This window comes from Collimonas fungivorans Ter331, from assembly GCF_000221045.1.
Taxonomy (GTDB): Bacteria; Pseudomonadota; Gammaproteobacteria; order Burkholderiales; family Burkholderiaceae_D; genus Collimonas; species Collimonas fungivorans_A.
This window is the reverse complement of sequence record NC_015856.1, coordinates 2,967,715-2,992,158: the sequence shown is the minus strand read 5'-3', so window position 1 is coordinate 2,992,158 and position 24,444 is coordinate 2,967,715. Positions and strand designations below refer to the sequence as shown.

General features: G+C 59.0%; 22 protein-coding genes. 15 read left to right on the top strand and 7 right to left on the bottom strand.

Going from position 1 to position 24,444, the window contains the following annotated elements; all coding sequences use genetic code 11:
• Nucleotides 1-2: 2 nt before the first annotated feature.
• The 5 genes from nth to ppk1 form a co-directional block, all read right to left on the bottom strand.
• Entirely contained in the window at nt 3-653 is a 651-nt protein-coding gene (gene nth, locus CFU_RS12985) for an endonuclease III (protein WP_014006499.1), read from the bottom strand.
• A gap of 9 nt (nt 654-662) precedes the next feature.
• Nucleotides 663-1,388, bottom strand: coding sequence for an electron transport complex subunit RsxB (rsxB, locus tag CFU_RS12980; protein WP_041741963.1), 726 nt, complete (start codon nt 1,386-1,388; stop codon nt 663-665).
• A gap of 95 nt (nt 1,389-1,483) precedes the next feature.
• On the bottom strand, nt 1,484-2,719 hold the full coding sequence (locus CFU_RS12975) for a polyhydroxyalkanoate depolymerase (RefSeq protein WP_014006497.1): 1,236 nt from the start codon (nt 2,717-2,719) through the stop codon (nt 1,484-1,486).
• Between the two features lie 189 nt (nt 2,720-2,908).
• Complete coding sequence (locus CFU_RS12970; protein ID WP_014006496.1) at nt 2,909-3,367, bottom strand: SixA phosphatase family protein; 459 nt, start codon at nt 3,365-3,367, stop codon at nt 2,909-2,911.
• A 23-nt stretch (nt 3,368-3,390) separates the two neighbouring features.
• Nucleotides 3,391-5,535 carry a polyphosphate kinase 1 gene (ppk1, locus tag CFU_RS12965; RefSeq protein WP_014006495.1) on the bottom strand — a complete coding sequence of 715 codons (2,145 nt, stop codon included), beginning with the start codon at nt 5,533-5,535 and terminating at the stop codon, nt 3,391-3,393.
• Nucleotides 5,536-5,890: 355 nt separating this feature from the next.
• On the opposite strand from ppk1, the gene pstS reads away from it, so the two are divergent.
• The 8 genes from pstS (at nt 5,891) to CFU_RS12925 (ending at nt 13,880) form a co-directional block, all read left to right on the top strand.
• Nucleotides 5,891-6,934: a phosphate ABC transporter substrate-binding protein PstS gene (pstS, locus tag CFU_RS12960; protein ID WP_014006493.1), complete on the top strand. Its 1,044-nt coding sequence runs from the start codon at nt 5,891-5,893 to the stop codon at nt 6,932-6,934.
• A gap of 241 nt (nt 6,935-7,175) precedes the next feature.
• Nucleotides 7,176-8,183, top strand: coding sequence for a phosphate ABC transporter permease subunit PstC (gene pstC, locus CFU_RS12955; RefSeq protein ID WP_050808580.1), 1,008 nt, complete (start codon nt 7,176-7,178; stop codon nt 8,181-8,183).
• The gene (pstA, locus tag CFU_RS12950; RefSeq protein ID WP_014006491.1) at nt 8,180-9,073 is read left to right on the top strand and encodes a phosphate ABC transporter permease PstA; all 894 of its coding nucleotides are present in this window, start codon (nt 8,180-8,182) and stop codon (nt 9,071-9,073) included. Before pstC ends, pstA begins: the two co-directional genes overlap by 4 nt.
• Before the next feature lie 38 nt (nt 9,074-9,111).
• Complete coding sequence (pstB, locus tag CFU_RS12945; RefSeq protein WP_014006490.1) at nt 9,112-9,900, top strand: phosphate ABC transporter ATP-binding protein PstB; 789 nt, start codon at nt 9,112-9,114, stop codon at nt 9,898-9,900.
• 49 nt (nt 9,901-9,949) lie between these two features.
• On the top strand, nt 9,950-10,657 hold the full coding sequence (gene phoU / locus CFU_RS12940; protein WP_014006489.1) for a phosphate signaling complex protein PhoU: 708 nt from the start codon (nt 9,950-9,952) through the stop codon (nt 10,655-10,657).
• A gap of 31 nt (nt 10,658-10,688) precedes the next feature.
• Nucleotides 10,689-11,378 carry a winged helix-turn-helix domain-containing protein gene (locus CFU_RS12935; RefSeq protein WP_014006488.1) on the top strand — a complete coding sequence of 230 codons (690 nt, stop codon included), beginning with the start codon at nt 10,689-10,691 and terminating at the stop codon, nt 11,376-11,378.
• A 118-nt stretch (nt 11,379-11,496) separates the two neighbouring features.
• Nucleotides 11,497-12,801, top strand: coding sequence for a phosphate regulon sensor histidine kinase PhoR (phoR, locus tag CFU_RS12930; protein ID WP_014006487.1), 1,305 nt, complete (start codon nt 11,497-11,499; stop codon nt 12,799-12,801).
• A gap of 155 nt (nt 12,802-12,956) precedes the next feature.
• Nucleotides 12,957-13,880, top strand: coding sequence for a patatin-like phospholipase family protein (locus CFU_RS12925; protein WP_041741961.1), 924 nt, complete (start codon nt 12,957-12,959; stop codon nt 13,878-13,880).
• 101 nt (nt 13,881-13,981) lie between these two features.
• Here the strand turns inward: CFU_RS12925 and CFU_RS12920 are convergent, their stop codons facing one another.
• On the bottom strand, nt 13,982-14,548 hold the full coding sequence (locus CFU_RS12920; protein ID WP_041741959.1) for a C40 family peptidase: 567 nt from the start codon (nt 14,546-14,548) through the stop codon (nt 13,982-13,984).
• Nucleotides 14,549-14,831: 283 nt separating this feature from the next.
• Here CFU_RS12920 and CFU_RS12915 point away from each other — a divergent pair, with 283 nt between their 5' ends.
• From CFU_RS12915 to CFU_RS12895, 5 genes are all read left to right on the top strand, one after another.
• Complete coding sequence (locus CFU_RS12915) at nt 14,832-15,239, top strand: GlcG/HbpS family heme-binding protein (protein ID WP_041741957.1); 408 nt, start codon at nt 14,832-14,834, stop codon at nt 15,237-15,239.
• A 391-nt stretch (nt 15,240-15,630) separates the two neighbouring features.
• The gene (gene carA, locus CFU_RS12910) at nt 15,631-16,809 is read left to right on the top strand and encodes a glutamine-hydrolyzing carbamoyl-phosphate synthase small subunit (protein ID WP_014006483.1); all 1,179 of its coding nucleotides are present in this window, start codon (nt 15,631-15,633) and stop codon (nt 16,807-16,809) included.
• Nucleotides 16,802-20,023, top strand: coding sequence for a carbamoyl-phosphate synthase large subunit (gene carB / locus CFU_RS12905; protein WP_014006482.1), 3,222 nt, complete (start codon nt 16,802-16,804; stop codon nt 20,021-20,023). The genes carA and carB overlap by 8 nt, the downstream gene beginning before the upstream one ends.
• 197 nt (nt 20,024-20,220) lie before the next feature.
• Entirely contained in the window at nt 20,221-20,697 is a 477-nt protein-coding gene (gene greA / locus CFU_RS12900) for a transcription elongation factor GreA (RefSeq protein ID WP_041741955.1), read from the top strand.
• A gap of 52 nt (nt 20,698-20,749) precedes the next feature.
• Entirely contained in the window at nt 20,750-21,205 is a 456-nt protein-coding gene (locus CFU_RS12895) for a DUF4149 domain-containing protein (RefSeq protein WP_041741953.1), read from the top strand.
• 55 nt (nt 21,206-21,260) lie between these two features.
• Here CFU_RS12895 and CFU_RS12890 read toward each other — a convergent pair whose 3' ends face one another.
• The gene (locus CFU_RS12890; RefSeq protein WP_014006479.1) at nt 21,261-21,731 is read right to left on the bottom strand and encodes a YhbY family RNA-binding protein; all 471 of its coding nucleotides are present in this window, start codon (nt 21,729-21,731) and stop codon (nt 21,261-21,263) included.
• A 31-nt stretch (nt 21,732-21,762) separates the two neighbouring features.
• Between CFU_RS12890 and CFU_RS12885 the strand changes: the two genes are divergently transcribed.
• Entirely contained in the window at nt 21,763-22,407 is a 645-nt protein-coding gene (locus tag CFU_RS12885) for an RlmE family RNA methyltransferase (RefSeq protein ID WP_014006478.1), read from the top strand.
• Nucleotides 22,408-22,557: 150 nt separating this feature from the next.
• The gene (gene ftsH / locus CFU_RS12880) at nt 22,558-24,444 is read left to right on the top strand and encodes an ATP-dependent zinc metalloprotease FtsH (RefSeq protein WP_014006477.1); all 1,887 of its coding nucleotides are present in this window, start codon (nt 22,558-22,560) and stop codon (nt 24,442-24,444) included.

Here is a 24,444-nt window from a genome sequence, read left to right as displayed (position 1 = left end):
ATTTATATCCCTTTTTCCGGCAACGGCGTTTTCGCCTTGAAATCGCACAGGTCGGCGATGCTGCAGTTCCAGCATAGCGGTTTGCGGGCAATGCAGGTATAGCGGCCATGCAGGATCAGCCAGTGATGGGCGTCCAGCAGGAACTCGGCCGGCACCAGCTTCATCAGCTTGTGCTCGACTGCCTCCACATCCTTGCCGGGCGCGATGCCGGTGCGGTTGGAGACACGGAAGATATGGGTGTCGACCGCAATCGTCGGCACCCCGAAAGCGGTGTTCAGTACCACGTTGGCAGTCTTGCGGCCGACCCCGGGCAGCGCTTCCAGCTGTTCGCGGGTGCGCGGCACCTGGCCGTCATGCAAGGCCACCAGCATGCGGCAGGTTTCGATCACATTCTTGGCCTTGGTGCGATACAGGCCGATGGTCTGGATATACGGAATCAGGCCGTCGATGCCGAGTGCGTAGATCTGCGCCGGCGTATTGGCGACCGGGTACAGCTTGCGCGTCGCCTTGTTGACCGAGACATCGGTGGCTTGCGCCGACAGGATCACCGAGATCAGCAATTCAAACGGCGTGGTGTATTCCAGTTCGGTGGTCGGGTGCGGCAGGGCGGCGCGCAGGCGGGTGAATATTTCCCGGCGTTTATTTGCATTCATGGGCGGCATTCATGGCGAGTCCTTGGCAGCCTCTTCGGCTTGTTGTTCTTTCTTCAGCCGGGCCCGTTCGATGGCGGCCTGGATGATGGCTTTCTTGCGCTGCTGTTCTGCTTGCTGTTCAGGTGTCGCCGCCGATTCGGCTGCAACCGCCTTGAGTTTTTCCGCGGCCTTGGCGGCCAGGCGTTCGTCGTTTTCCCGTTTTTCGCGCGCCAGCCTGACCGCACGAAAATCGTGGCGGGCACGTGCTGCATCGGCCTGCTGCTGGGTCCATGCATCCCAGCCGGTGTCCGTGCCGCTGACGTCGACCATGGTGATGCAATCGACCGGGCAAGGCGCTAGGCACAGGTCGCAGCCGGTGCACAGGTCGTTGATCACTGTGTGCATCTGCTTGGCGGCGCCGGCGATGGCGTCGACCGGACAAGCCTGGATGCACAGCGTGCAGCCGATGCAGGCGGCTTCATCGATGACCGCCAGCGGCCGCGGCCGTTCGGCGCCGTTGGCAGGATTGAGCGGGATGACCGGCTGCTGCAGCAGCTGCGCCAGCCGCGCCACGCCTTGCTGGCCCCCCGGCGGACACTGGTTGTAGCCGGCGCTGCCGTCGGCGATGGCTTCGGCATAGGGGCGGCAAGCCGGATAGCCGCACTTGGTGCATTGCGTCTGCGGCAGCAGCGCTTCGATACGATCGGCGAGGGAAGGTGAGGACACGGGCGGCAAGGAGCTTGGTGATGACAACATGGGGCATATTATACCGGGGCCGCGCCAAATGAAAAAAGCCGTTCCCGGCAAGGGAACGGCTCTGGCGGCGGATTTTCCGGACTGAGGCTGTTTGCTTAAGCGTTGTCCTTGATAAAGGCGGTTATCTTCGGGCAAATCAGTTCGCGCCAGCGGCGGCCTGAGAAAATCCCGTAGTGGCCGCATTTCTCGGCGGTGAAATGCTGTTTTTTGCTTTTCGGGATGGAACTGCACAGGCCATGTGCGGCCTGGGTTTGCCCCGGGCCGGAAATGTCGTCCAGTTCGCCTTCGATGGTAAACAGCGCAACGCTCTTGATATCCTGCGGCCGCACCAGCTTGCCTTCGACTTCCCATGTGCCGTGCGGCAGCGAGAAATCCTGGAATACGGTCTTGATGGTTTCCAGATAGTACTCGGCCGGCATGTCCAGCACCGCGTTGTACTCGTTATAGAACTTGCGGTGACTGTCAGCCGACTCGTTGTCGCCTTCGCGCAGGTGCATGTAGAAATCCCAGTGGCTCTGGGCATGGCGGCTCGGATTCATGGCGACGAAGCCGGCATGCTGCAGGAAGCCCGGATAGACCTTGCGGCCGAAACCAGGGTAGTTGGAGGGCACGCTGTAGATCACGGTGTTCTCGAACCAGCTGAACGGCTTTTCGGTGGCCAGGTTGTTGACGTCGGTCGGCGATTCGCGCGGATCGATCGGACCGCCCATCATGGTCATGCTCTTCGGCAGGTGGCTGTCCTTGGCGCTGGCCATCAGCGAAATTGCGGCCAGCACCGGAACGGTCGGCTGGCAGACCGAGACCACGTGCAGGTCCGGTCCCAGCTGGCGGATGAAATCCTGTATGTAATAGATATAGTCGTGCAAATGGAAGGCGCCGTCGCTGGCCGGCACCATGCGGGCGTCGGTCCAGTCGGTGATGTAGACATCGTGTTCCGGCAGCAGGCCGCGCACGGTATCGCGCAGCAGGGTCGAATGATGGCCGGACAAAGGAGCGACCAGCAACACGGTCGGCTGCTTGAGCGCGCCCAGTTCCTTGGCGCTCAGGTCTTTCCTGAAATGCAGCAGGCGGCAGAACGGCTTGGTAGTCGCTACTTCTTCGATGATTGCGACCGTTTTGTCGTTGACCAGCGTGCTGTCGATTTCGAACTCAGGCTTTTCATACTGCTTGCCGAGGCGGTACATCAATTCGTAGCCGGCGGCGATGCGTTGCGCAAATGGCGTGTGGGACAGTGGCGATATCGGGTCGGTGAAGAGTCTGCTGCCGGCATCGGCCCATTGCACCAGTGGATGGAGTAAGGAGCGGTTGAATTCGTGAAATTGATAGAGCATGCGTTACCTCTCGGGTGGTCCACTACAACAGGGTTGCTTATAATGCAACTCATCTGCCATTTTATCTTATGCAAGGAAATGCCGCAAAATTCCTGTAGTTTGACAACAACGGTAGAAAAACAGGATAAACGATTTGGTCGCAAATATACCACTTACGGCTCCCTGGCAACCAGGTTTTCAGCCTGATTTCTACTTGGCGATCAGATCCGGCGACATGACGGCTTTCAGATAATTGGTAGTGATGTCGCCGCGCTCGCGCTGGGCAATCCACCAGACGCTGCCTTTCCTGATGGACCACTCCTGCATCTGGCCGGCTACCAGCAGGGCGGCGGCCTGGCCCAGCGTCGGCTGGTGGCCGATGATCAGCACCGGTTCGCGGTTGTTGGGCCAGTTGGCCACCGCCAGCAACTGTTCGGCGCTGCAGTCGGGGGCGAGGTCGGGATGGGTCTTGAATTTGCGGCCCAGCGCCTCCGCCGTTTGCACCGTACGGGTGGCCGGACTGCTGATGATCTTGCAACTGTGAGGCAGGTTATGGTCCAGCCAGTCGGCCATCTTCCAGGCTTGTTTATGGCCCTTGCCGGTGAGGGCGCGGCCCTCGTCCGGTTCGCCGATTTCTGCCTCCGCGTGCCGCCATAGAATCAAATCCATGATTTGCCCTTATCTGCTCTTACTCACTTGTTTGTGTAATGTGTAGGGGAAAGCGCGCCCAAGGCCAACATCAGATGGCGTTGCGCGCCGTATGGTTTTTGTCTCCGGTGAGGCTTGTTTTTATGCCAATTGCCATCGGATCCGAGGCTCCAGGCATTGGTGTTGTCTTTAAGGTAAGGCGTGAGGCCTTCGTTGATGACTCGCCTCTTGAGCGATTTGTCCAGCACCGGGAATGCCACTTCGACCCGCCGGAACAGGTTGCGGTTCATCCAGTCGGCGCTGGCCAGGTAGACATCGTGCTGCAGGTTGTTGCGGAAATAATAAATACGGCTGTGTTCCAAGAAGCGGCCGATGATGGAGCGCACGTGGATATTCTCGGACAATCCCGGAACGCCAGGCCTGAGCGCGCAAGCGCCGCGCACGATCAGTTCGATCTTGACGCCGTCGGCGGAGGCTTCGTAGAGGGCGCGGATCACGGATTCGTCCAGCAGCGCATTCATCTTGGCGACGATGCGCGCCGGCCGGCCCTTGCGGGCGATCTCGGCTTCGTTGTGGATCGCCCTGATGATTTCCTTTTGCAGCAGGAACGGCGCCAGCCACAGGTAATCCATTTTCTTGGGTTTGGTGAGGCTGGTCAGGTGCAGGAAGACCTCATTGACTTCAGTGGCCAGCTTCTGGTTTGAAGTGAGCAAGCCGAAGTCGGTGTATAGCTTGGTGGTGGTCGGATGGTAGTTGCCGGTGCCGAGGTGGGCGTAATAGCGCAGTTCGCCGTTGCCGCTCTTGTCGGCTTCGCGCCGGATCACCAGCGACAGCTTGGCATGGGTCTTGAGGCCGACCACGCCATATACCACCTGGGCGCCGGCGCGCTCCAGCTTGTCAGCCCAGTTGATGTTGGCTTCCTCGTCGAAGCGCGCCATCAGTTCAACGATCACCATCACTTCTTTGCCGCGCTGGGCCGCAACAATCAGCGCTTCCATCAGGTCCGAGTTCATGCCGGTGCGGTAAATGGTTTGCTTGATCGCCACCACATTGCTGTCGAATGCCGCGGAACGGACAAAGTCGACTACCGGCTGGAACGACTGGAACGGATGGTGCAGCAGCACGTCTTTCTGTTTCAGCTGCGCGAAGATGTCGTTACCGTTTTCCAGGTGCAACGGCAGGCCCGGAGCAAACGGCGGGAAACGCAGGCTGGCGTCGCTGATCTGGTCGATCATCTCCGACAGGCGCACCATGTTGACCGGGCCGTCGACCGCGTACAAGCGGTTGGGGGCGATGCCAAACTGGTCGAGCAGAAACTGGGCCAGGTGCGACGGGCAGCTGCGCGCCACCTCCAGCCTGACGGCAACCCCGAACTGGCGGCTCTGCAGCTCGCTTTGCAGCGCCTGGCGCAGGTTCTTGACCTCTTCTTCGTCGACCCACAGGTCGCTGTTGCGCGTCACCCGGAATTGCGAATAAGCCAATATCTGGCGGCCGGCAAAAAGATCGCCTATGTGGGCATGGATGATGGACGACAGCAGGCAAAACGAGGCGCCGTCGGGCGACAGCACATCCGGCAGCCTGATCACGCGCGGCAATACGCGCGGCGCCTTGATGATGGCAATCGAGGTGCTGCGCCCGAACGCATCCTTGCCCGCCATTTCGACAATGAAATTGAGGCTTTTGTTTAATACCTGGGGAAACGGGTGAGCCGGATCCAGCCCGATCGGGGTCAGCAGGGGGCGGATTTCCTGTTCAAAGAAGGATTTCACCCATGCCCGCTGTTCTTCATTGCGGTCGCCGTGCCGCAGCAGGTGGATGCGGTTGGCCGACAGCTGCGGCAAGATGGTCTGGTTGAGGATGGCGTACTGGCGGTCGACGATCTGGTGGCACTCTATGCTGGTGCGCTCAAGCGCGGCGGCCAAGGCAGGCGACTCGGCGCCGCCGCCTTCAACCTGGCTGTTTGCCAGCAAGCTGGCGATGCGGACTTCAAAGAATTCGTCGAGGTTGTTGCTGACGATGCATAGATACCGCAGTCGCTCCAGCAACGGCACATGCCGGTCCTCGGCCTGGGCCATGACGCGCCGGTTGAAGGCCAGTTGCGACAGTTCGCGGTTCAGATAGCTTGGATTGGCGCCTAATCTGGCGCTGGCGTGCTTGGAATCATCGTCCGGCTTGGTTTTCTTATTCATGAATCAGGCAACTGGTCTGATGGTTACGGCGCAGTGTATGCACTGAATATGACAGCTTGATGAAGAAAATGGAAGCATCGCAAGACATTTGCCCTTGTAAGGTGGCACCGTGCGCCGGCAGGATGAAGAAGATACTACGGCGTAATAGGTTTTTTTTCCTGTTTTTTTATGATTTTTTTGATAATTTAACGTTATTTTCATTGATTTTTTCTTCGTCATAAAGCTGTCATAAATCTTGGTTAGAGTTCGCCCTGTCTTAGGGGCTGTTGTGAAATTGGCTTCCTTGCAAGGAGATGAATTTCACAACAGTCTCGACTTGGGCACACCACATCTATAGTCAACAAGGGAGTAACAAATGCGATTGAATCACTTCGTTAAGGCCGCCATTCTGGCAATGGGTTCGACCCTGGCGGTTTCTTCGGTCATGGCAGCGGAAATCACCGGCGCCGGCGCTTCTTTTCCTTACCCGATCTACTCCAAATGGGCTGAAGCCTACAAAACCGCAACTGGCAACAGCTTGAACTATCAATCGATCGGCTCCGGCGGCGGCATCAAGCAGATCAAGGCGAAAACTGTGGATTTCGGCGCTTCCGACATGCCGTTGAAGGTAGAAGACCTGAACACCGACAACCTGGCGCAATTCCCTGCGATCATGGGCGGCGTGGTGCCGGTCGTGAACCTGGACGGCGTGACTCCAGGCCAGGTCAAGCTGACCGGTCCTGTGCTTGCCGACATCTACCTGGGCAAGATCACCAAGTGGAATGCGCCTGAAATCACGGCCCTCAACCCAGGCGTGAAACTGCCGGCCGACGACATCACCGTGGTGTACCGCGCTGACGGTTCCGGCACTTCATTCGTGTTCACCAGCTACCTGTCGAAGACCAGCCCGGCGTTCAAGACCGGCGTTGGCGCCGGCACTGCGGTCAAATGGCCGGTCGGCGTGGGCGGCAAGGGTAACGAAGGCGTCGCCGCCAACGTGCAAAAGATCAAGGGCGCGATCGGTTATGTCGAGTACGCTTACGCCAAGAAAAACAAGCTGCAGCATACTCAGCTGAAGAATCGCGACGGCAGCTTCGTGCAGCCTGACGACGAAACTTTCAAGGCTGCTGCAGCCGGCGCCGACTGGGCCAAGACCCCAGGTTTCGCGGTGGATTTCACCGACGCGGCCGGCAAGACCAGCTGGCCTATCACCAGCGCTTCTTTCATCCTGATCCACAAGAGCCAGGCCGATGCCGCCAAGGGCAAGGAAGTCCTGAAGTTCTTTGAATGGGCGTATAAGAACGGCGGCGCCGCTGCTACCGAACTGGACTATGTCGCGATTCCTGCATCGGTGGTGAAGCTGGTGGAAGAGTCGTGGAAAGCCCAGATCAAGGATAACGCCGGCAAGGCTGTCTGGTAATAGCCATACCTGATCCGGATTTGGGATAGCTCAAGTCCGGATCGCAAGTTTCAGTTGTTGCAATTGTGTTGTGGGCGCGGCAGTTGTTCGGGGAATAAGCTGCCTGCGCCGTTAATAGTATTGAATCACCTAGTCCCACGCGAAATGTCTTCAGGTCGAGCGCGGTCTGGCTTTGCAACTCCCGCCGCCGCTTCTTATTCTTCATCGGATATCGCTACTCATGAGTGCAAATATTCCTGTCATGGCACAATCGATCTCACCCCAGGCAATCAGCGCTGAAGAAGCGGGTCTATCGCATCAGAGCCTGCTTGCCACAATGCGTAAACAACGCATCCAGGATTTCCTTTTCCACAAGGTCACGCTGCTGTTTTCGCTGATCGTGCTGCTGGTCCTGCTCGGCATCATCGTTTGCCTGGCGATCGGCGCCTGGCCGGTGTTCCGCGAGTTCGGGCCATCTTTCATCACCACCGTCGAATGGGATCCGGTCAACGACCATTACGGCGCGATGATCGCCATCGTCGGCACCCTGGTGACGTCGTTCATCGCCCTGGCTATCGCCTTCCCGGTGAGTTTCGGGATCGCCTTGTTCCTGACTGAAATCTGCCCGGCCAAACTGCGCCGCCCGCTGGGCACCGCGGTAGAACTGCTGGCCGGCGTGCCGAGCATCATCTACGGCATGTGGGGGCTGTTTGTATTCGCGCCGCTGTTTGCCCAATACGGCCAGCCTTTCCTGTCCGCCACGCTTGGCCATCTGCCGCTGATCGGCGCTTTGTTCAACGGTCCTAAAATGGGCATAGGCTTGCTCACCGCGGGCCTGATCCTGGCAGTGATGATCATTCCGTTCATTTCCTCCGTCATGCGGGACGTATTCGAAGTCGTTCCCGCAGTGCTGAAAGAATCCGCCTACGGCCTCGGCTGCACACGTTGGGAAGTAGTGCGCAAGGTGGTCCTGCCGTACGCCAAGACCGGCGTGGTCGGCGGCGTCATGCTCGGCCTCGGGCGCGCCTTGGGCGAGACCATGGCGGTGACCTTCGTGATCGGCAATGCGCAGCGGCTGTCGTGGTCGCTGTTTGCCTCCGGTAACAGCATCGCCTCGACGCTGGCCAATGAAATCGCCGAGGCCTCCAGCACGCTGCACGTATCGGCCTTGTTTGCGCTGGGCCTGATCCTGTTCGTGATTACCTTTATCGTCTTGTCGATCGCCAAAATCATGTTGATGGGCATGTCCCGTAAAGAAGGTGCCAAATGAGTAATTCTTCGCAAGCGGATGCCGATATCCAGGCAACTCCGCCGGTCAACCAGGTCTACCGCAAGCGGCTGCTGATGCATCGTTTCGGCATGGTGCTGTCGTTCCTGGCGATGGCGCTGGGCATAGCGGTGCTGGCCTGGATCCTGGCGACGCTGGTGGTCAAGGGCTTTGGCGCGCTGAACCTCGGCATCCTGACGCAAAACACGCCTGCCCCGGGTTCCGGCGCCGGCGGTTTGCTGAACCCGATCATCGGCAGCCTGATGCTGGTGGGACTGGCGACTGTCATCAGTACTCCGATCGGCATCCTGGCCGGCATCTACCTGGCTGAATATGGCGAGGAGAGCAAGCTGGCGCAGGTGACGCGCTTTGTCACCGACATCATGCTGTCAGCGCCGTCGATCGTGATCGGCTTGTTTGTCTACGCGATCTACGTTGCCAAGGTCGGCCATTTTTCCGGCTGGGCCGGCACCTTCGCCTTGTCGCTGATTGCGGTGCCGGTGGTGGTGCGGACTACCGACAACATGCTCAAGCTGGTGCCGGGCAACCTGCGCGAAGCGGCGTTCTCCCTCGGCGCGCCGCGCTGGAAAGTGGCTTTGCTGGTGCGCCTGCGCGCGGTCAAGGCCGGCGTGGTCACCGGCGTCTTGCTGGCGGTGGCGCGGATTGCCGGGGAAACGGCGCCTTTGCTGTTCACCGCCCTGAACAACCAGTTCTTCAGCACCAACATGAACAAGCCGATTGCAAACCTGCCGGTGGTGATCAGCCAGTTTGCGATGAGCCCGTTCGATAACTGGGTGCCGCTGGCTTGGGGCGGGGCATTGCTGATCACGTTCAGCGTGCTGGCCTTGAACATCGTATCGCGTTCGCTTTTCAGCCAGAAGATTCCAGGCTAACGAACTCACTTAGATTGCCATCCTTACTGGTCAATATTATGCAAACCTCAATCAAACCGAATGCTCTCGACAAACAGCCGACCATAGAGATTTCGCAGCTGAATTTCTACTACGGCGCGTTCCAGGGCTTGAAGAACATCAACCTGCATGTCAATGAAAAGAAAGTGACCGCATTTATCGGTCCTTCGGGCTGCGGCAAATCCACCTTGCTGCGCACCCTGAACCGGATGTACGACCTGTACCCGGGCCAGCGCGCGGAAGGCAAGATCATGTATGCCGGCCGCAACATCCTGGAAGCCGGACAAGACCTGAACATGCTGCGCGCCAAGGTCGGCATGGTGTTCCAGAAGCCGACGCCGTTTCCGATGTCGATCTACGACAACATCGCGTTCGGCATCCGCCTGTATGAAAACCTGCCGAAAGGCGAGATGGATGAGCGCGTTGAATGGGCGCTGTCGAAGGCGGCCTTGTGGGGCGAAGTCAAGGACAAGCTGAACAAGAGCGGCCTGAGCCTGTCGGGCGGCCAGCAGCAACGCCTGTGCATCGCCCGCAGCGTGGCGGTGCGTCCGGATGTCTTGCTGCTGGACGAGCCGACCTCGGCGCTCGATCCGATCTCGACCGCCAAGGTGGAAGAGCTGATCAGCGAGCTGAAACAGGACTACACCATCGCCATCGTGACGCACAACATGCAGCAGGCCGCGCGCTGCTCCGACTACACCGCCTACATGTACCTGGGCGAGCTGGTGGAGTTCGGCGAGACCGACCAGATCTTCATGAATCCGGCACGTAAAGAGACCCAGGACTACATCACAGGCCGTTTCGGTTAATGCCGGCGACAGCCTCAACCTTGACGCGTAAAGAACAGAAGGAAATCAGATGAGCGGCGAACACTCTTCAAAGCAGTACGACACGGATTTGGAAACCATACGTTCCAAGGTATTGCTCATGGGCGGACTGGTCGAGCGCCAGTTCCAGGAAGCGATCAACGTTTTCCGCAACGGCAACCTGGATGCGGCGGAACGGGTGATCAAGGACGACGACCAGGTCAACCGCCTGGAAATCGAGCTGGATGACGCCTGCAGCCACCTGATCGTGCGCCGCCAGCCGACCGCCAACGATTTGCGCACGGTGATGGCGACCATCAAGGTGATCACCGACCTGGAGCGGATCGGCGACGAAGCGGCAAAAATCGCGCGTACCGCGATCCATCTGCATAAACGCGGCGCGGGCACCATCGACCACACCGAAACGGTGCGCGTCATCGCCATCGGCGCAGCCGACCTGCTGCACGATGCGCTGGATGCGTTGGCGCGCCTGGACGAGAAACAGGCCATGAAGCTGATTGCGCAGGACGAAGTGATCGATCGCGACTTCCGCTCGATCATGCGCAACCTGATCACCTTCATGATGGAAGATCCGCGCACGATTTCGGCGTCCATGGATACCCTGTGGGTGGCCAAGGCGGTCGAACGCATCGGCGATCACGCCAAGAACATCGCCGAGTATGTGATCTACATCGTCGAAGGCAAGGACATCCGCCACACCGACTACGCCACCAGCCAGCGCGATGACGACGAGGTTTGATCGAAGCGTAATATTCACTGCATGTTAAAAAATGGCCGCTGATAAAACATCCATCCTGATCATTGAAGATGAGCCGGCGATCGCCGAACTGATCGGTTTTACCATCAAGGAAGCCGGCTGGACTCCGTCCATCGTGCATACCGCCGCCGACGGCTGGGAGTTCGTCCAGCGCCGCACGCCGCACCTGGTGCTGCTGGACTGGATGCTGCCGGACCAGAGCGGTTTGCGCCTGCTGTCGCAAATGCGCGCGGACCGCCAGCTGCAGTCCATGCTGATCATGATGCTGACCGCAAAAAGCATGGAAGAGGACAAGATTTCCGGCCTCGACAATGGCGCCGACGACTACATGACCAAGCCGTTTTCGCCGCGTGAACTGACTTCCCGGGTCAAGGCGCTGCTGCGGCGCAAAGGGGCTGACGAGGTTCCCGGCATGATGTCGGCCGGTGCGGTGTCGCTCGATCCGGCCAGCTGTTCAGTCTGCCTGGAAAACCAGAAGATCGATATTGGCCACGCCGAATACCGCCTGCTGAAATTCTTCATGGCCAATCCGGACCGGGTGTTCTCGCGCAGCCAGCTGCTCGACAAGGTCTGGGGCGACCACGTCGTGATCGAAGAACGCACCGTGGATGTCCACGTGCTGCGCCTGCGCAAGGCGCTGCGCGAATCGGAACACCTGATTCGCACGGTGCGTAGCGTCGGCTACATGCTTTCGGCAAAATAGCGCAATAATAGGGCGCAAACAGAGCGCTATAACATAGCGCAAGAGCTGGATTTCAAGCGCGTGCCATTTGCTGCGGGCCAGCGCGATGAACGATGCTTCCCTCGCATAATAGTGATTTATGAATCCACAGATGTTGTTCTGGATCCCGGCATTGCTGCGGATCCTGCTGATTTTTGTCATCTCGGGCGTGGTGTGGGCCCTGTTTGGTGTGTTGCCCGGTTTGTTATTGGGCTTGGCCCTGATGTCGGTTGCCGTGGTGGTGCAGTTGCACTACCTGTTCCGGCTCAGCGGCTGGCTGGACAATCCGCGCAGCGAAAAACTGCCGGACGGCTGGGGCGCATGGACCGACATTTTTTCGCGCCTGTACCGTTTGCGGCGCGACGATGAAAAGCACCAGACCGAACTGAGCGAATGGCTGGCGCGTTTCCGCCAGGCCATGCATCTGCTGCCCGACGGCGTCGTCATCATGGATGATGTCTTGTTCCTGGAGTGGTGCAATCCGGCCGCGGAGCGTCATCTGGGCTTGCAGCACGGGCGCGACAAGGGCATGCGGGTCACCAACCTGATCCGCACCCCGGATTTCATCGACTACATCATCCTGGGCCGCTACGACCAGCCGTTGACCTTGAGCCTGCGCGAACGCAAGCTGATCGTGCAGATCATCCCGTTCGAGAACCGGCGCCAGATCCTGGTGACCCACGACGCCACCGAATCCGAAAGGATCGACATGATGCGGCGCGATTTCATCGCCAATGCCTCGCACGAATTGCGCACGCCGCTGACCGTGATCAACGGTTTCCTGGAGATTGCGCAGGCCCAGCCTGATCTCGACCAGAAAACCCGCGCCGCGCATCTGCAGCTGATGACGGAGCAGGGCCATCGCATGCAAAACCTGATCGGCGACATGCTGACCCTGACGCGGCTGGAATCGATCGACTATCCCTTGCGCCCCGAACCGGTGGATATGCAAGCCATGCTGCGCAGCCTGCTGCAGGAGGCCGAGGTCCTGTCGGCCGGCAAGCACAGTTTTTCGCTTGCGGTCGACGGTCCCGACATCACCGGCAGCAACGATGAGCTGCGCAGCGCTTTCAGCAACCTGATTTCCAATGCGGTGCGTTATACGCCGGCCGGCGGCAAAATCCAGATCCTTTGGCAAAACGGCAGGGCGGGACCGCAACTGGTGGTCAAGGATTCCGGCATCGGCATCAGCGCCGAGCATATTTCGCGGCTCACCGAGCGTTTTTACCGTGTCGACAAAAGCCGCTCGCGGGAAACCCAGGGCACCGGCCTCGGTCTGGCGATCGTCAAGCATGTATTGCTGCGCCATCACGGCAGCCTGGGGGTTGAATCGCGGCCGGGCGAGGGCAGCGTGTTTACGGTCAAATTGCCGGCGGCGTCGGTCGTTGCTGTGGCGAAAGACTGAGCGCAATTCAGCCGCAATTCAGCTTATCCTTGCGGTTCGAAGTCTTCAACATCGGCTACAATTCTGCGGCGACACATCGTCGCCGGCCGCCTTCGTTGTCGATGAATGACAGTGTTTGCGCTTCTCCTCCATCTTGCCGGATTTCCGCCACTGTCATGTCCTTGCCACGTTTACTGCCGTCCCTGAGTCTTGTCTTATGCGTTTTGCTGGCCGCCTGCGGCAGCAACCCGGTCGCTCCGCAGCTACCGCCGGTGGCCGTCGTCCCGGCGGTCCAGCCGAAAGTGCCCAGGCCAGTCAGGATCGGCCTGGCGCTGGGCGGCGGCGCTGCCCGCGGGTTTGCCCATATCGGCGTGATCAAGGCGCTGGAAGCGCAGGGGATCGTGCCCGACATCGTGGTCGGCACCAGCGCCGGCAGCGTGGTCGGCGCACTGTACGCAGCCGGCAATAACGGCTTTGCGCTGCAGAAGATCGCCTTGCAAATGGACGAGGCTGCCATTTCTGACTGGTCCGTGCCGTTTTTTGCCAAGGTCAGCGGCGTCCTGAAGGGCGAGGCGATCCAGAATTACGTCAACAAGACCATCCACAATGTCCCTATCGAAAAGCTGAAAATCCCGTTTGGCGCGGTTGCCACCGATCTGAACAGCGGCGCGCCTATCCTGTTCCGTCGCGGTAACACCGGCGTCGCGGTGCGGGCATCTTCTGCGGTGCCGGGCGTGTTCCAGTCGGTAAGCATCGGCGGCCACTTGTATGTCGATGGCGGCCTGGTGTCGCCGGTGCCGGTGCGCTTTGCGCACGAAATGGGCGCGGATTTCGTGATTGCGGTGAATCTTTCGGCTTCGCCGGAGGTGCAGGCCGCCTCCAGTTCGGTCGATGTATTGCTGCAGACTTTTGCCATCATGGGGCAAAGCATCAACAGCTATGAATTGAAAGATGCCGACATTGTCATCCGTCCGGACCTGGGAGCCATGAAGGGCAACGATTTCGCCGCGCGCAATACCGCGATCCTGGCCGGCGAGCAGGCGGCGATGGCGCAGATGGCGGCCATCAAAAAGAAGCTGAAGGAAAAGCGCGAGGAATAAAGCTGGAGGCGGAAACCTAAGCCAGGCTCTATACGAGCAAGCACCAAGAAAAAAGCCCCTGGCAGATTTTGACTGTCAGGGGCTTTTTGCAGGTAATGCTGTTACTGATGGTTGTCGCTGTCAGGATCCGGATCGTTGATGCGGCGCGCACCGTTGAAGCGCGATTTCCAGTAAGCCAGGTCCATGCTCTCGATACGGACTTTGCCGCCGGTGGAGGGGGCGTGGATGAATTTGTTGTCGCCCAGGTAAATGCCGACGTGGGAGAAACTGCGGCGCAGGGTGTTATAGAACACCAGGTCGCCAGGCTTCAGGTCTTGCTTGTCGATTTTTTCGCCGCTGCGGCTCAGTTCCGCGGCAGTGCGCGGAACGTTGACGCCCCACGCATCCTTGAATACATAACGTACCAGGCCGCTGCAATCGAGGCCGTTTTCCGGGTTGTTGCCGCCGTATTTGTAGTGAATGCCGATCATGCCCATCGCGCTCACAGCCAAGTCCGACGCCCGGTCGGTGAATTGCTGGAGTTTGCTGCGGGTGCTGCTCGGCTGCGGCCGCAGGTCGATATCGGTGATATCGGAAGCGCGCGCAGGGCTGCATAACCATAAGCCGGCAAGCAGCGCGCAGGCGAGTGCGAAGGTCTGGAATAGCGGGAAGGCTTCTTTGATCGTCATCGTTATGGATGGGCTTTGGGTCATTACGATCGCACGAATGTAAGTGAATAAGAGGTGCCTGTCAAACTTGCCAGGCGAAGGGGCAGAACTATATCATGTCATTTAAATAATTAAAGTCGGATAAATCCGAGGGGCGTCAGGAAATTTCCTGCATTTCGGTTTTCCATGAAGCAAATATCGCGCCAGTACTGCGCCAGAAATAATCTGGCGCGAATGCCGGTGGCGCGGATGCCTATTGCAGAGCACTAAAGTACAATATTCAGTTATTTCACAAGGAGCAAAAATGAAATCGAAACAAGTGCTGACACTCGACGATGTCAAGAAAATCGCCGCAGCTGCCGAAGCCGAAGCAGTGAAGAACCACTGGGCGGTGACAATTTCCATCGTTGACGAAGGCGGCCACCTGCTGTGGCTGCAGCGCATGGACGGCTGCGCGCCGATTTCGGCCCACATTTCGCCGGCCAAGGCCAAGACGGCCGCTTTAGGCCAGCGCGAATCGAAGATTTACGAAGACATGATCAACAATGGTCGTTTCTCGTTCATTACCGCACCAAACCTGGAAGGTCTGCTGGAAGGCGGCGTGCCTATCGTGGTCGGCGGCGAATATCTTGGTGCAGTCGGCGTTTCCGGCGTGAAGTCGAGCGAAGACGTGCAGATCGCCAAGGCCGGCATTGCCGCCTTGAGCGTTTAATTGAACGTTTAAGCCAATTCTTGCGGGCTCGGAATGCCAGGCCCGCAAGCTGACCAATATTGGCAGCGATGTTGACAACGGCGCTGCCGTCCTTGCGCTGTTTGTTAGTAAAGTTGTCAATTGCATCATCGCCGCATCTCCGCCGCATATCTTTCCTAATTATTTATACAAAAACCCTCGGCTTGGCCTCTGATCGGATTGCCGGGCAGGTGGTTGTCGGCTATAATTGCAGGGTTTAGCCCAATTTACTCCGCCGTAGCGCATACCACCTTCCATCTCGTCCCAAAAAGACTGATAATCCGTCAAATCAACGCTGTTTGGGCGCTGTTTGGGGATTCATAGCGGTCGTTTGGCGCAGCGCAGCGGCGGTAACAACATCAGGAGTTACCCCTTGCAGCCATTTTTTTCTGGCCTCACCGTACCGGCCATCCTCGCGCTAGCAGATGGGACGATTTTCCAAGGTATTTCAATTGGCGCTGCCGGTCATACGACTGGTGAAGTCGTATTCAATACCGCCATGACCGGTTACCAGGAAATCCTCACCGATCCAAGCTATAGCCGCCAGATCGTCACCCTTACTTACCCGCATATCGGCAATACCGGCGTCAATGAAGAGGATATCGAGTCTTCGCAAATCCATGCCGCCGGCCTCATCATCCGCGACCTGCCGCGCCTGGTGTCGAATTTCCGCTCCACCAAGACCCTGGACGCTTATCTGCAAGAGTCGAATATCGTCGCCATCGCCGGCATCGATACCCGCAAGCTGACGCGCATCTTGCGCGAAAAGGGCGCGCAGGGCGGCGCCATCGTCGCCGGCGAGTCGGACATTGCCGCGGCAACCGCCAAGGCGCTGGAACTGGCGCGCGGTTTCCCCGGCCTGGCCGGCATGGACCTGGCCAAAGTGGTGTCGACTACCAAGGCCTACAGCTGGAGCGAGACCGAATGGCGCCTGGGCCGCGGCTACGATCAGCAGATCACCCCAAAATATCACGTGGTGGCGTTTGACTACGGCGTCAAGTTCAACATCCTGCGCATGCTGGCGCAGCGCGGCTGCAAGATCACCGTGCTGCCGGCGCAAGCCTCGGCCGCCGATGCGCTGGCGCTCAATCCGGACGGGATTTTCCTGTCCAACGGCCCGGGCGACCCTGAGCCTTGCGACTACGCGATTGCCGCCACCAAGGAACTGATCGAGCGCGGCGTGCCGACTTTCGGCATCTGCCTCGGCCACCAGATCATGGCGCTGGCCTCCGGCGCCAAGACGCTGAAGATGAAGTTCGGCCACCACGGCGCCAACCATCCGGTGCAGGACCTAGACAGCAAGCAAGTGCTGATCACTTCGCAAAACCACGGTTTTGCCGTGGATGGCGCGACCTTGCCGGCCAACTGCCGCGTGACCCACGTTTCCTTGTTCGACGGTTCGCTGCAGGGTTTTGCCCGCACCGACAAGCCGGCGTTCTGCTTCCAGGGCCACCCGGAAGCGTCGCCCGGCCCGCATGACATCGCCCCCTTGTTCGATCGTTTCATTCAATTGATGAATCAAACGATGTTGGAGAAAAATAAAAATGCCTAAGCGTAGTGATTTAAAAAGTATCCTGATCATCGGCGCCGGCCCGATCATCATCGGCCAGGCTTGCGAGTTCGACTACTCCGGCGCGCAAGCCTGCAAGGCATTGCGCGAAGAGGGTTACAAAGTCATCCTGGTCAACAGCAACCCTGCGACCATCATGACCGACCCGGAGATGGCGGATGTCACCTACATCGAGCCGATCACCTGGCAGGCGGTGGAGCGCATCATCGCCAAGGAAAAGCCGGACGCGATCCTGCCGACCATGGGCGGCCAGACCGCGCTGAACTGCGCGCTCGACCTGCATCGCCACGGCGTCCTGGAAAAATACAAGGTCGAGCTGATCGGCGCTTCGCCGGAAGCCATCGACAAGGCCGAAGACCGTTCCAAGTTCAAGGCAGCGATGACCAAGATCGGCCTCGGTTCGGCCCGTTCCGGCGTCGCCCACACCATGGAAGAATCGTGGGGCGTGCAGAAGGAACTGGGCTTCCCGGTCATCATCCGGCCTTCGTTCACCATGGGCGGCACCGGCGGCGGCATCGCCTATAACGCGGAAGAATTCGAAACCATCTGCAAGCGCGGCCTGGAAGCCTCGCCGACCAAGGAACTGCTGATCGAAGAATCGCTGATCGGCTGGAAAGAGTACGAGATGGAAGTGGTGCGCGACAAGGCGGACAACTGCATCATCGTCTGCTCGATCGAAAACCTGGATCCGATGGGCGTGCATACCGGCGACTCGATCACCGTGGCGCCGGCGCAGACACTGACCGACAAGGAATACCAGATCATGCGTAACGCCTCGCTGGCGGTGCTGCGTGAAATCGGCGTCGATACCGGCGGCTCCAACGTGCAGTTCTCGGTCAACCCGGCCGACGGCCGCATGATCGTGATCGAAATGAATCCGCGCGTCTCGCGCTCTTCGGCGCTGGCGTCGAAGGCGACCGGTTTCCCGATCGCCAAGATCGCGGCCAAGCTGGCAGTGGGTTTCACGCTGGACGAACTGCGCAATGAAATCACCGGCGGCGCCACCCCTGCATCGTTCGAGCCTTCGATCGATTACGTGGTCACCAAGATCCCGCGTTTTGCATTTGAAAAATTCCCGACTGCCGACAACCACCTGACCACCCAGATGAAATCGGTGGGCGAGGTGATGGCGATCGGCCGCACCTTCCAGGAATCGTTCCAGAAAGCCTTGCGCGGCCTCGAAGTCGGCGTCGACGGCATGAACGAAAAGACCCAGGACCGCGAAGTCATCGAAGAAGAACTCGGCGAACCTGGCCCGGACCGCATCTGGTATGTGGGCGACGCGTTCGCCCAGGGCTTCACGCTGGAAGAAGTGCATCAGCTGACCCATATCGATCCGTGGTTCCTGTCGCAGATCAAGGAAATCGTCGATATCGAACTGTGGCTGGAAAACAGCCAGACGCTGGAAGCGCTGGACCGCGACACGCTGTTCCGCCTCAAGCAAAAGGGCTTTGGCGACCGCCGCCTGGCCAAGCTGCTGAAGACCACCGATACCGACGTCCGCAAGAAACGCCTGGCCTTGAATATCCGTCCGGTCTACAAGCGGGTCGACACCTGCGCCGGCGAATTCTCGACCAACACCGCCTACATGTACTCGACCTACGAGGAAGAGTGCGAATCGAACCCGACCAACAAGAAGAAGATCATGGTGCTGGGCGGCGGTCCTAACCGTATCGGCCAGGGCATCGAATTCGACTACTGCTGCGTCCACGCAGCGCTGGCGATGCGCGAAGACGGCTACGAGACCATCATGGTCAACTGCAATCCAGAAACCGTATCGACCGACTACGACACCTCGGACCGCCTGTATTTCGAGCCGGTGACGCTGGAAGACGTGCTGGAAATCGTCGACAAGGAAAAGCCGTACGGCGTGATCGTGCAGTACGGCGGCCAGACGCCTTTGAAGCTGGCGCTCGACCTGGAAGCCAACGGCGTGCCTATCGTCGGCACCTCGCCCGACATGATCGACGCCGCCGAAGACCGCGAGCGTTTCCAGAAGCTGCTGCACGACCTGAACTTGCGCCAGCCGCCAAACCGCACTGCGCGCACCGAAGAAGATGCATTGCGCCTGGCGCAGGAAATCGGCTATCCGCTGGTGGTGCGTCCTTCCTACGTATTGGGCGGCCGCGCAATGGAAATCGTCCATGAGCAGCGCGACCTCGAACGCTACATGCGCGAAGCCGTCAAGGTGTCGCACGATTCGCCGGTGCTGCTGGACCGCTTCCTGAACGACGCCATCGAAGTCGACGTCGACTGCCTGTCCGACGGCGAGCGCACCTTCATCGGCGGCGTCATGGAACATATTGAACAGGCTGGCGTGCACTCCGGCGATTCGGCTTGTTCGCTGCCGCCTTATTCGCTGTCGCAGGCAACGATCGAAGAGATCAAGCGCCAGACCTCGCTGATGGCCAAGGGCTTGAATGTGGTCGGCCTGATGAACGTGCAGTTTGCGATCCAGCAGATCGACGGCCAGGACGTGGTATTCGTGCTGGAAGTCAATCCGCGCGCTTCGCGCACCGTGCCGTTCGTATCCAAGGCAACCGGCCTGCAGCTGGCCAAGATCGCGGCGCGCTGCATGGTCGGCCAGTCGCTCGACAGCCAGGGCATCAAGGACGAAGTCGTGCCGAAATACTTCAGCGTCAAGGAAGCGGTTTTCCCGTTCGTCAAATTCCCGGGCGTGGACACCATCCTTGGACCGGAAATGAAGTCCACCGGCGAAGTAATGGGTGTCGGCAAGACCTTCGGCGAAGCGTTCGTCAAGTCGCAGCTGGGCGCCGGCATCAAGCTGCCGAAGTCGGGCAAGGTGTTCCTCAGCGTCAAGGGCAGCGACAAGCCGCGCGCGGTGCAGGTGGCCAAGGACCTGGTGGCGATCGGCTTCTCGGTGGTGGCGACCAAGGGCACGGCAGCGGCCATCAGCGCTGCCGGCATCCCGGTGGAAACCGTCAACAAGGTGGTGGAAGGGCGTCCGCACGTGGTCGACATGATCAAGAACAATGAAATTTCATTGGTGATCAATACCGTCGAAGAAAAACGCAGCGCGATTGTCGATTCGCGGGCGATCCGTACTTCGGCGCTGGCGGCCCACGCTACCACTTACACCACGATCGCCGGCGCAGAAGCTGCGGTCGAAGGCATGCGTCATTTGGACGAGTTGCATGTCTATGATTTACAAGGGCTGCATAAAACCTTACACTAAGGTCAGATCAGGATGCGTCTAGGCGCATCCTGAATCGCTTCCGGGCACGCAATCGCATGCCTGGCAGCCGCCGAAACGTACAATTTAACTACAGAAGTTCCTGCGGAGGTCAAAAGCGCATTGGTGCGTTTTTGACCTCCGTGACCTTTTGTTGTGTGCGTGATAAACCCTATTTATATTTGTTGAATACCATCCCTATGAGCTCAGTACCTCTTACCAAGCATGGCGCGCAATTGTTGAAAGATGAGTTGCATCATTTGAAAACCAAAGAGCGTCAAGCCGTCATCAAGGCCATCGCGGAAGCGCGTGCACATGGCGATCTTTCGGAAAACGCGGATTACGATGCGGCGAAAGAGCGGCAAGGTTTTGTCGAAGGCCGGATTGCCGACCTCGAAGGGAAGCTGGGCGCCGCGCAGATTATCGACCCGGCAACCCTGGATGCGGACGGGCGCGTGGTGTTTGCCTCTACGGTCGATCTGGAAGACCTGGAATCGGGCGACAAGGTCACTTATCAAATCGTCGGCACCGACGAAGCCGACATCAAGATGTCCAAGGTTTCCGTCACTTCGCCGATCGCCCGCGCGCTGATCGGCAAGACCGCCGGCGACGTGGTCGGCGTGCAGGCGCCGTCCGGCATCCGTGAATACGAGATCCTGGAAGTCCGTTACATATAGTGCAGGGCAGGCGTACGACGCTTGCCGTTTGAATGGAAAACCGGGAGTGGCAATGCTTGTAGTAAGACTCAGACTGTTGATCGCCACTTTGTGGGTGGGCAGCTTGTGGACGGTGGGTTACCTGGTTGCGCCGACCCTGTTCGCCACCCTGGCCGACCGCGCGCTGGCCGGCACCATTGCCGGCAGCATATTCAGGATCGAGGCGTGGCTGTCCGTGGTTTGCGGAATAGCCTTGGTCATGTTGTTCAGTTACCGCACCCACGACGACGCGGCGCCGCTGCGCAAGACCTTGCTGCGGCTGGCGCTGGCCATGCTGGTATGCACTTTGGTCGGTTATTTCGGCATCCAGCCGTTCATGGCGGATTTGCGGGAAGCGGCTGCCGGCGGTGTCATGAGCGCCGATGCCAAGACTCGGTTCGGCATCCTGCATGGCGTCGCCAGCGGCATCTACCTGATCCAGAGTTTGCTGGGAGTGGGGCTTATTTTACGTTTGCGCAGTTTGCGCTAGGCGGGTGGCCGCTCCGCGGAGAGCGGCCCCGCGGATAAGCCGCCCTGCATAAGCATCAACGGCCCAATGCCGATTTCTTGCTGCTTTTCTGACGCGGTTTGGCGCGCTTGATGTTGCCGCCCTGGGTCACGCGTTCATTGCCTTTTACCATGACCTTGGTCACCGATGGCCGCTTGGTGCCGCTTGGGCTCGGCTTGACGATGGTGACTTCACGCATGCCCTTGCCGCGGGTTTCGCTGCGTTCCTTGGCTGCGTCTTTTTGCGGACGGTACAGGACCAGCAGCTTGCCGATGTGCTGAACCGGCGCAGCGCCGAGTTTTTCGCAAATAGTTTCGTAGATGGCAATCCGTGCCTCGCGATCATCACCGAATACACGCACTTTAATCAGGCCGTGCGAATTCAGGCTGGCATCGATCTCTTTCATCAGGGACGGTTTCAAGCCATCTTCGCTGATCAGGACCACCGGATTCAGTCCGTGGGCTTGGGAACGGAGCTCGCTACGCTCGGCGGATGTAAGTTTCAACATAAAAATTCCTTAAAAACGGTATTCTACGCGAATGGCAAAGAAGAAATTAAACAAAAACTGGCTGCACGACCACATTAACGATCCTTACGTGAAGCTGGCGCAGAAAGAAGGCTATCGTGCAAGGGCCGCTTACAAGCTGAAAGAAATCGATGAACTGGACAAGCTGATCAAGCCTGGCCAGATCATCGTCGACCTCGGGTCGACTCCGGGCAGCTGGTCGCAATATGCCCGCAACAAGCTATCCGGCCAGGATGGCGGCGGCATCCATGGCATGATCATCGGCCTCGATATCCTGCCGATGGAGCCGATTGCCGATGTCCATTTCATCCAGGGCGACTTCCGCGAGGCGGACAGCCTGCGCCAGCTGGAGCGCCTGCTGGAAGGGCGCAAGGTGGACCTGGTCTTGTCCGACATGGCGCCCAACCTGTCCGGCATCGCCATCTCCGATGCGGCGCGGGTCGAGGAAATTATCGATTTGGCAATTGAATTTTCGCAGCAGCACATGAAGCCCGGCGGCGCCTTGCTGGCGAAATGTTTCAACGGCACCGGCTACAATGAGGTGCTGATGAAATTCCGCCAGGAGTTCAAAACCGTGGCTTCCAGGAAGCCCAAAGCCAGCCGCGACAAGTCTTCGGAAATCTTCTTGCTTGGCAAAATATTGAAAAATCCGCGCTAAATAGCAAGTTTTCCTTGATTTATCGTGGGTACGTCCACATATCCTGCCTAGCAAGCCGTATCTATTCCGAGTAAAATCTAAGGAATACCTCGAAGCCGTACCTCGAAGCTGTACCTAAAAATAGGCGCGCAGCGCGTCCAAGGAGTTCTAGTGAACAATATGTTTTCCAAAGCCGCCATCTGGGTGGTCATCGCCCTGGTGCTTTTCACCGTATTCAAGCAGTTCGACGGCCGCGGACTGGCCAGCGGCGCCGGGCCGATTGCCTACTCCGATCTGATCACTGAAATCCGGGCTGGGCATATCACCGATGCGACGATTGAAGGCGGCAACATTGTCGCCAGCACTTCGGACGGCAAGAAGGTGAAAACCGCCATTACGGCGCTGGATCGCGGCCTGATCGGCGACTTGGTCAACAACAATGTCAAATTCGAAGTCAAGCAGCCGGAAGAGCCATCGTTCCTGCAGCAGATCTTCATTTCCTGGTTCCCGATGATCCTGCTGCTCGGGGTCTGGATCTTCTTCATGCGGCAGATGCAGGGCGGCGGCAAGGGCGGGGCGTTCTCGTTCGGCAAGTCGAAGGCGCGCATGCTGGATGAAAACAGCAATACCGTTACTTTTGGCGATGTTGCCGGTTGCGATGAGGCCAAGGAAGAAGTGTCCGAGCTGGTCGATTTCCTGCGCGACCCTACCAAATTCCAGAAACTGGGCGGTCGTATTCCGCACGGCGTCCTGCTGGTCGGTCCACCGGGTACCGGTAAGACCTTGCTGGCCCGTGCGATTGCCGGTGAAGCCAAAGTGCCGTTTTTCACCATTTCCGGTTCGGATTTCGTTGAAATGTTCGTCGGCGTCGGCGCATCGCGCGTGCGCGACATGTTCGAAAACGCCAAGAAGCATGCGCCATGCATTATCTTCATCGATGAAATCGATGCAGTCGGCCGCCATCGCGGCGCCGGCATGGGCGGCGGCAATGATGAGCGCGAGCAGACCCTGAACCAGATGCTGGTCGAGATGGACGGCTTCGAGGCCAATTCCGGCGTCATCGTGATCGCTGCCACCAACCGTTCCGATGTGCTCGACAAAGCGTTGCTGCGTCCGGGCCGTTTCGACCGCCAGGTCGTGGTCGGCCTGCCGGATATCCGCGGCCGCGAACAGATCTTGAACGTCCACATGCGCAAGGTGCCGATTTCGACCGACGTCAAGGCCGATATCCTGGCCCGCGGCACGCCTGGTTTCTCGGGCGCCGACCTGGCCAACCTGGTCAATGAAGCGGCCTTGTTTGCTGCCCGCCGCGCCAAGCGCCTGGTGGAGATGCAGGATTTCGAGGATGCCAAGGACAAGATCGTCATGGGTCCTGAGCGCAAGTCTGCCGTGATGCGCGAGGAAGAGCGCCGCAATACGGCGTATCACGAATCCGGCCATGCGGTGGTCGCCAAACTGCTGCCGAAAGCCGATCCGGTGCACAAGGTCACCATCATGCCGCGCGGCTTTGCCCTGGGCCTGACCTGGCAATTGCCTGAGCATGACCGCATCAACATGTACAAGGACAAGATGCTGGAAGAAATCGCCATCCTGTTCGGCGGCCGTATTTCAGAAGAGATTTTCATGCACCAGATGTCGACCGGCGCTTCGAACGACTTTGAACGCGCCACCAAGCTGGCACGGGCGATGGTGACGCGTTACGGCATGTCCGAGACCTTGGGCACCATGGTCTACGAAGATACGGAGCAGGATGCGTACTTCGGCCGTTCGTCCTCGAAAACAGTGTCGGAAGCCACCCAGCAAAAAGTCGATGCCGAGATCCGCAGCATCCTCGACCAGCAATACGCCTTGTCGCGCCGCCTGCTGGAAGAAAACAAGGACAAGGTCGAAGCAATGACCAAGGCCCTGCTGGACTGGGAAACCATCGACGCCGACCAGATCAACGACATCATGGAAGGCCTCGAGCCGCGCCTGCCGAAAGCCGGCAGTTCGGTGCGCAAGGCGCCCGGCGACAATCCATCCGGCGGTGTTTCGCCGAATGCCACCGCGCCGGCCTGA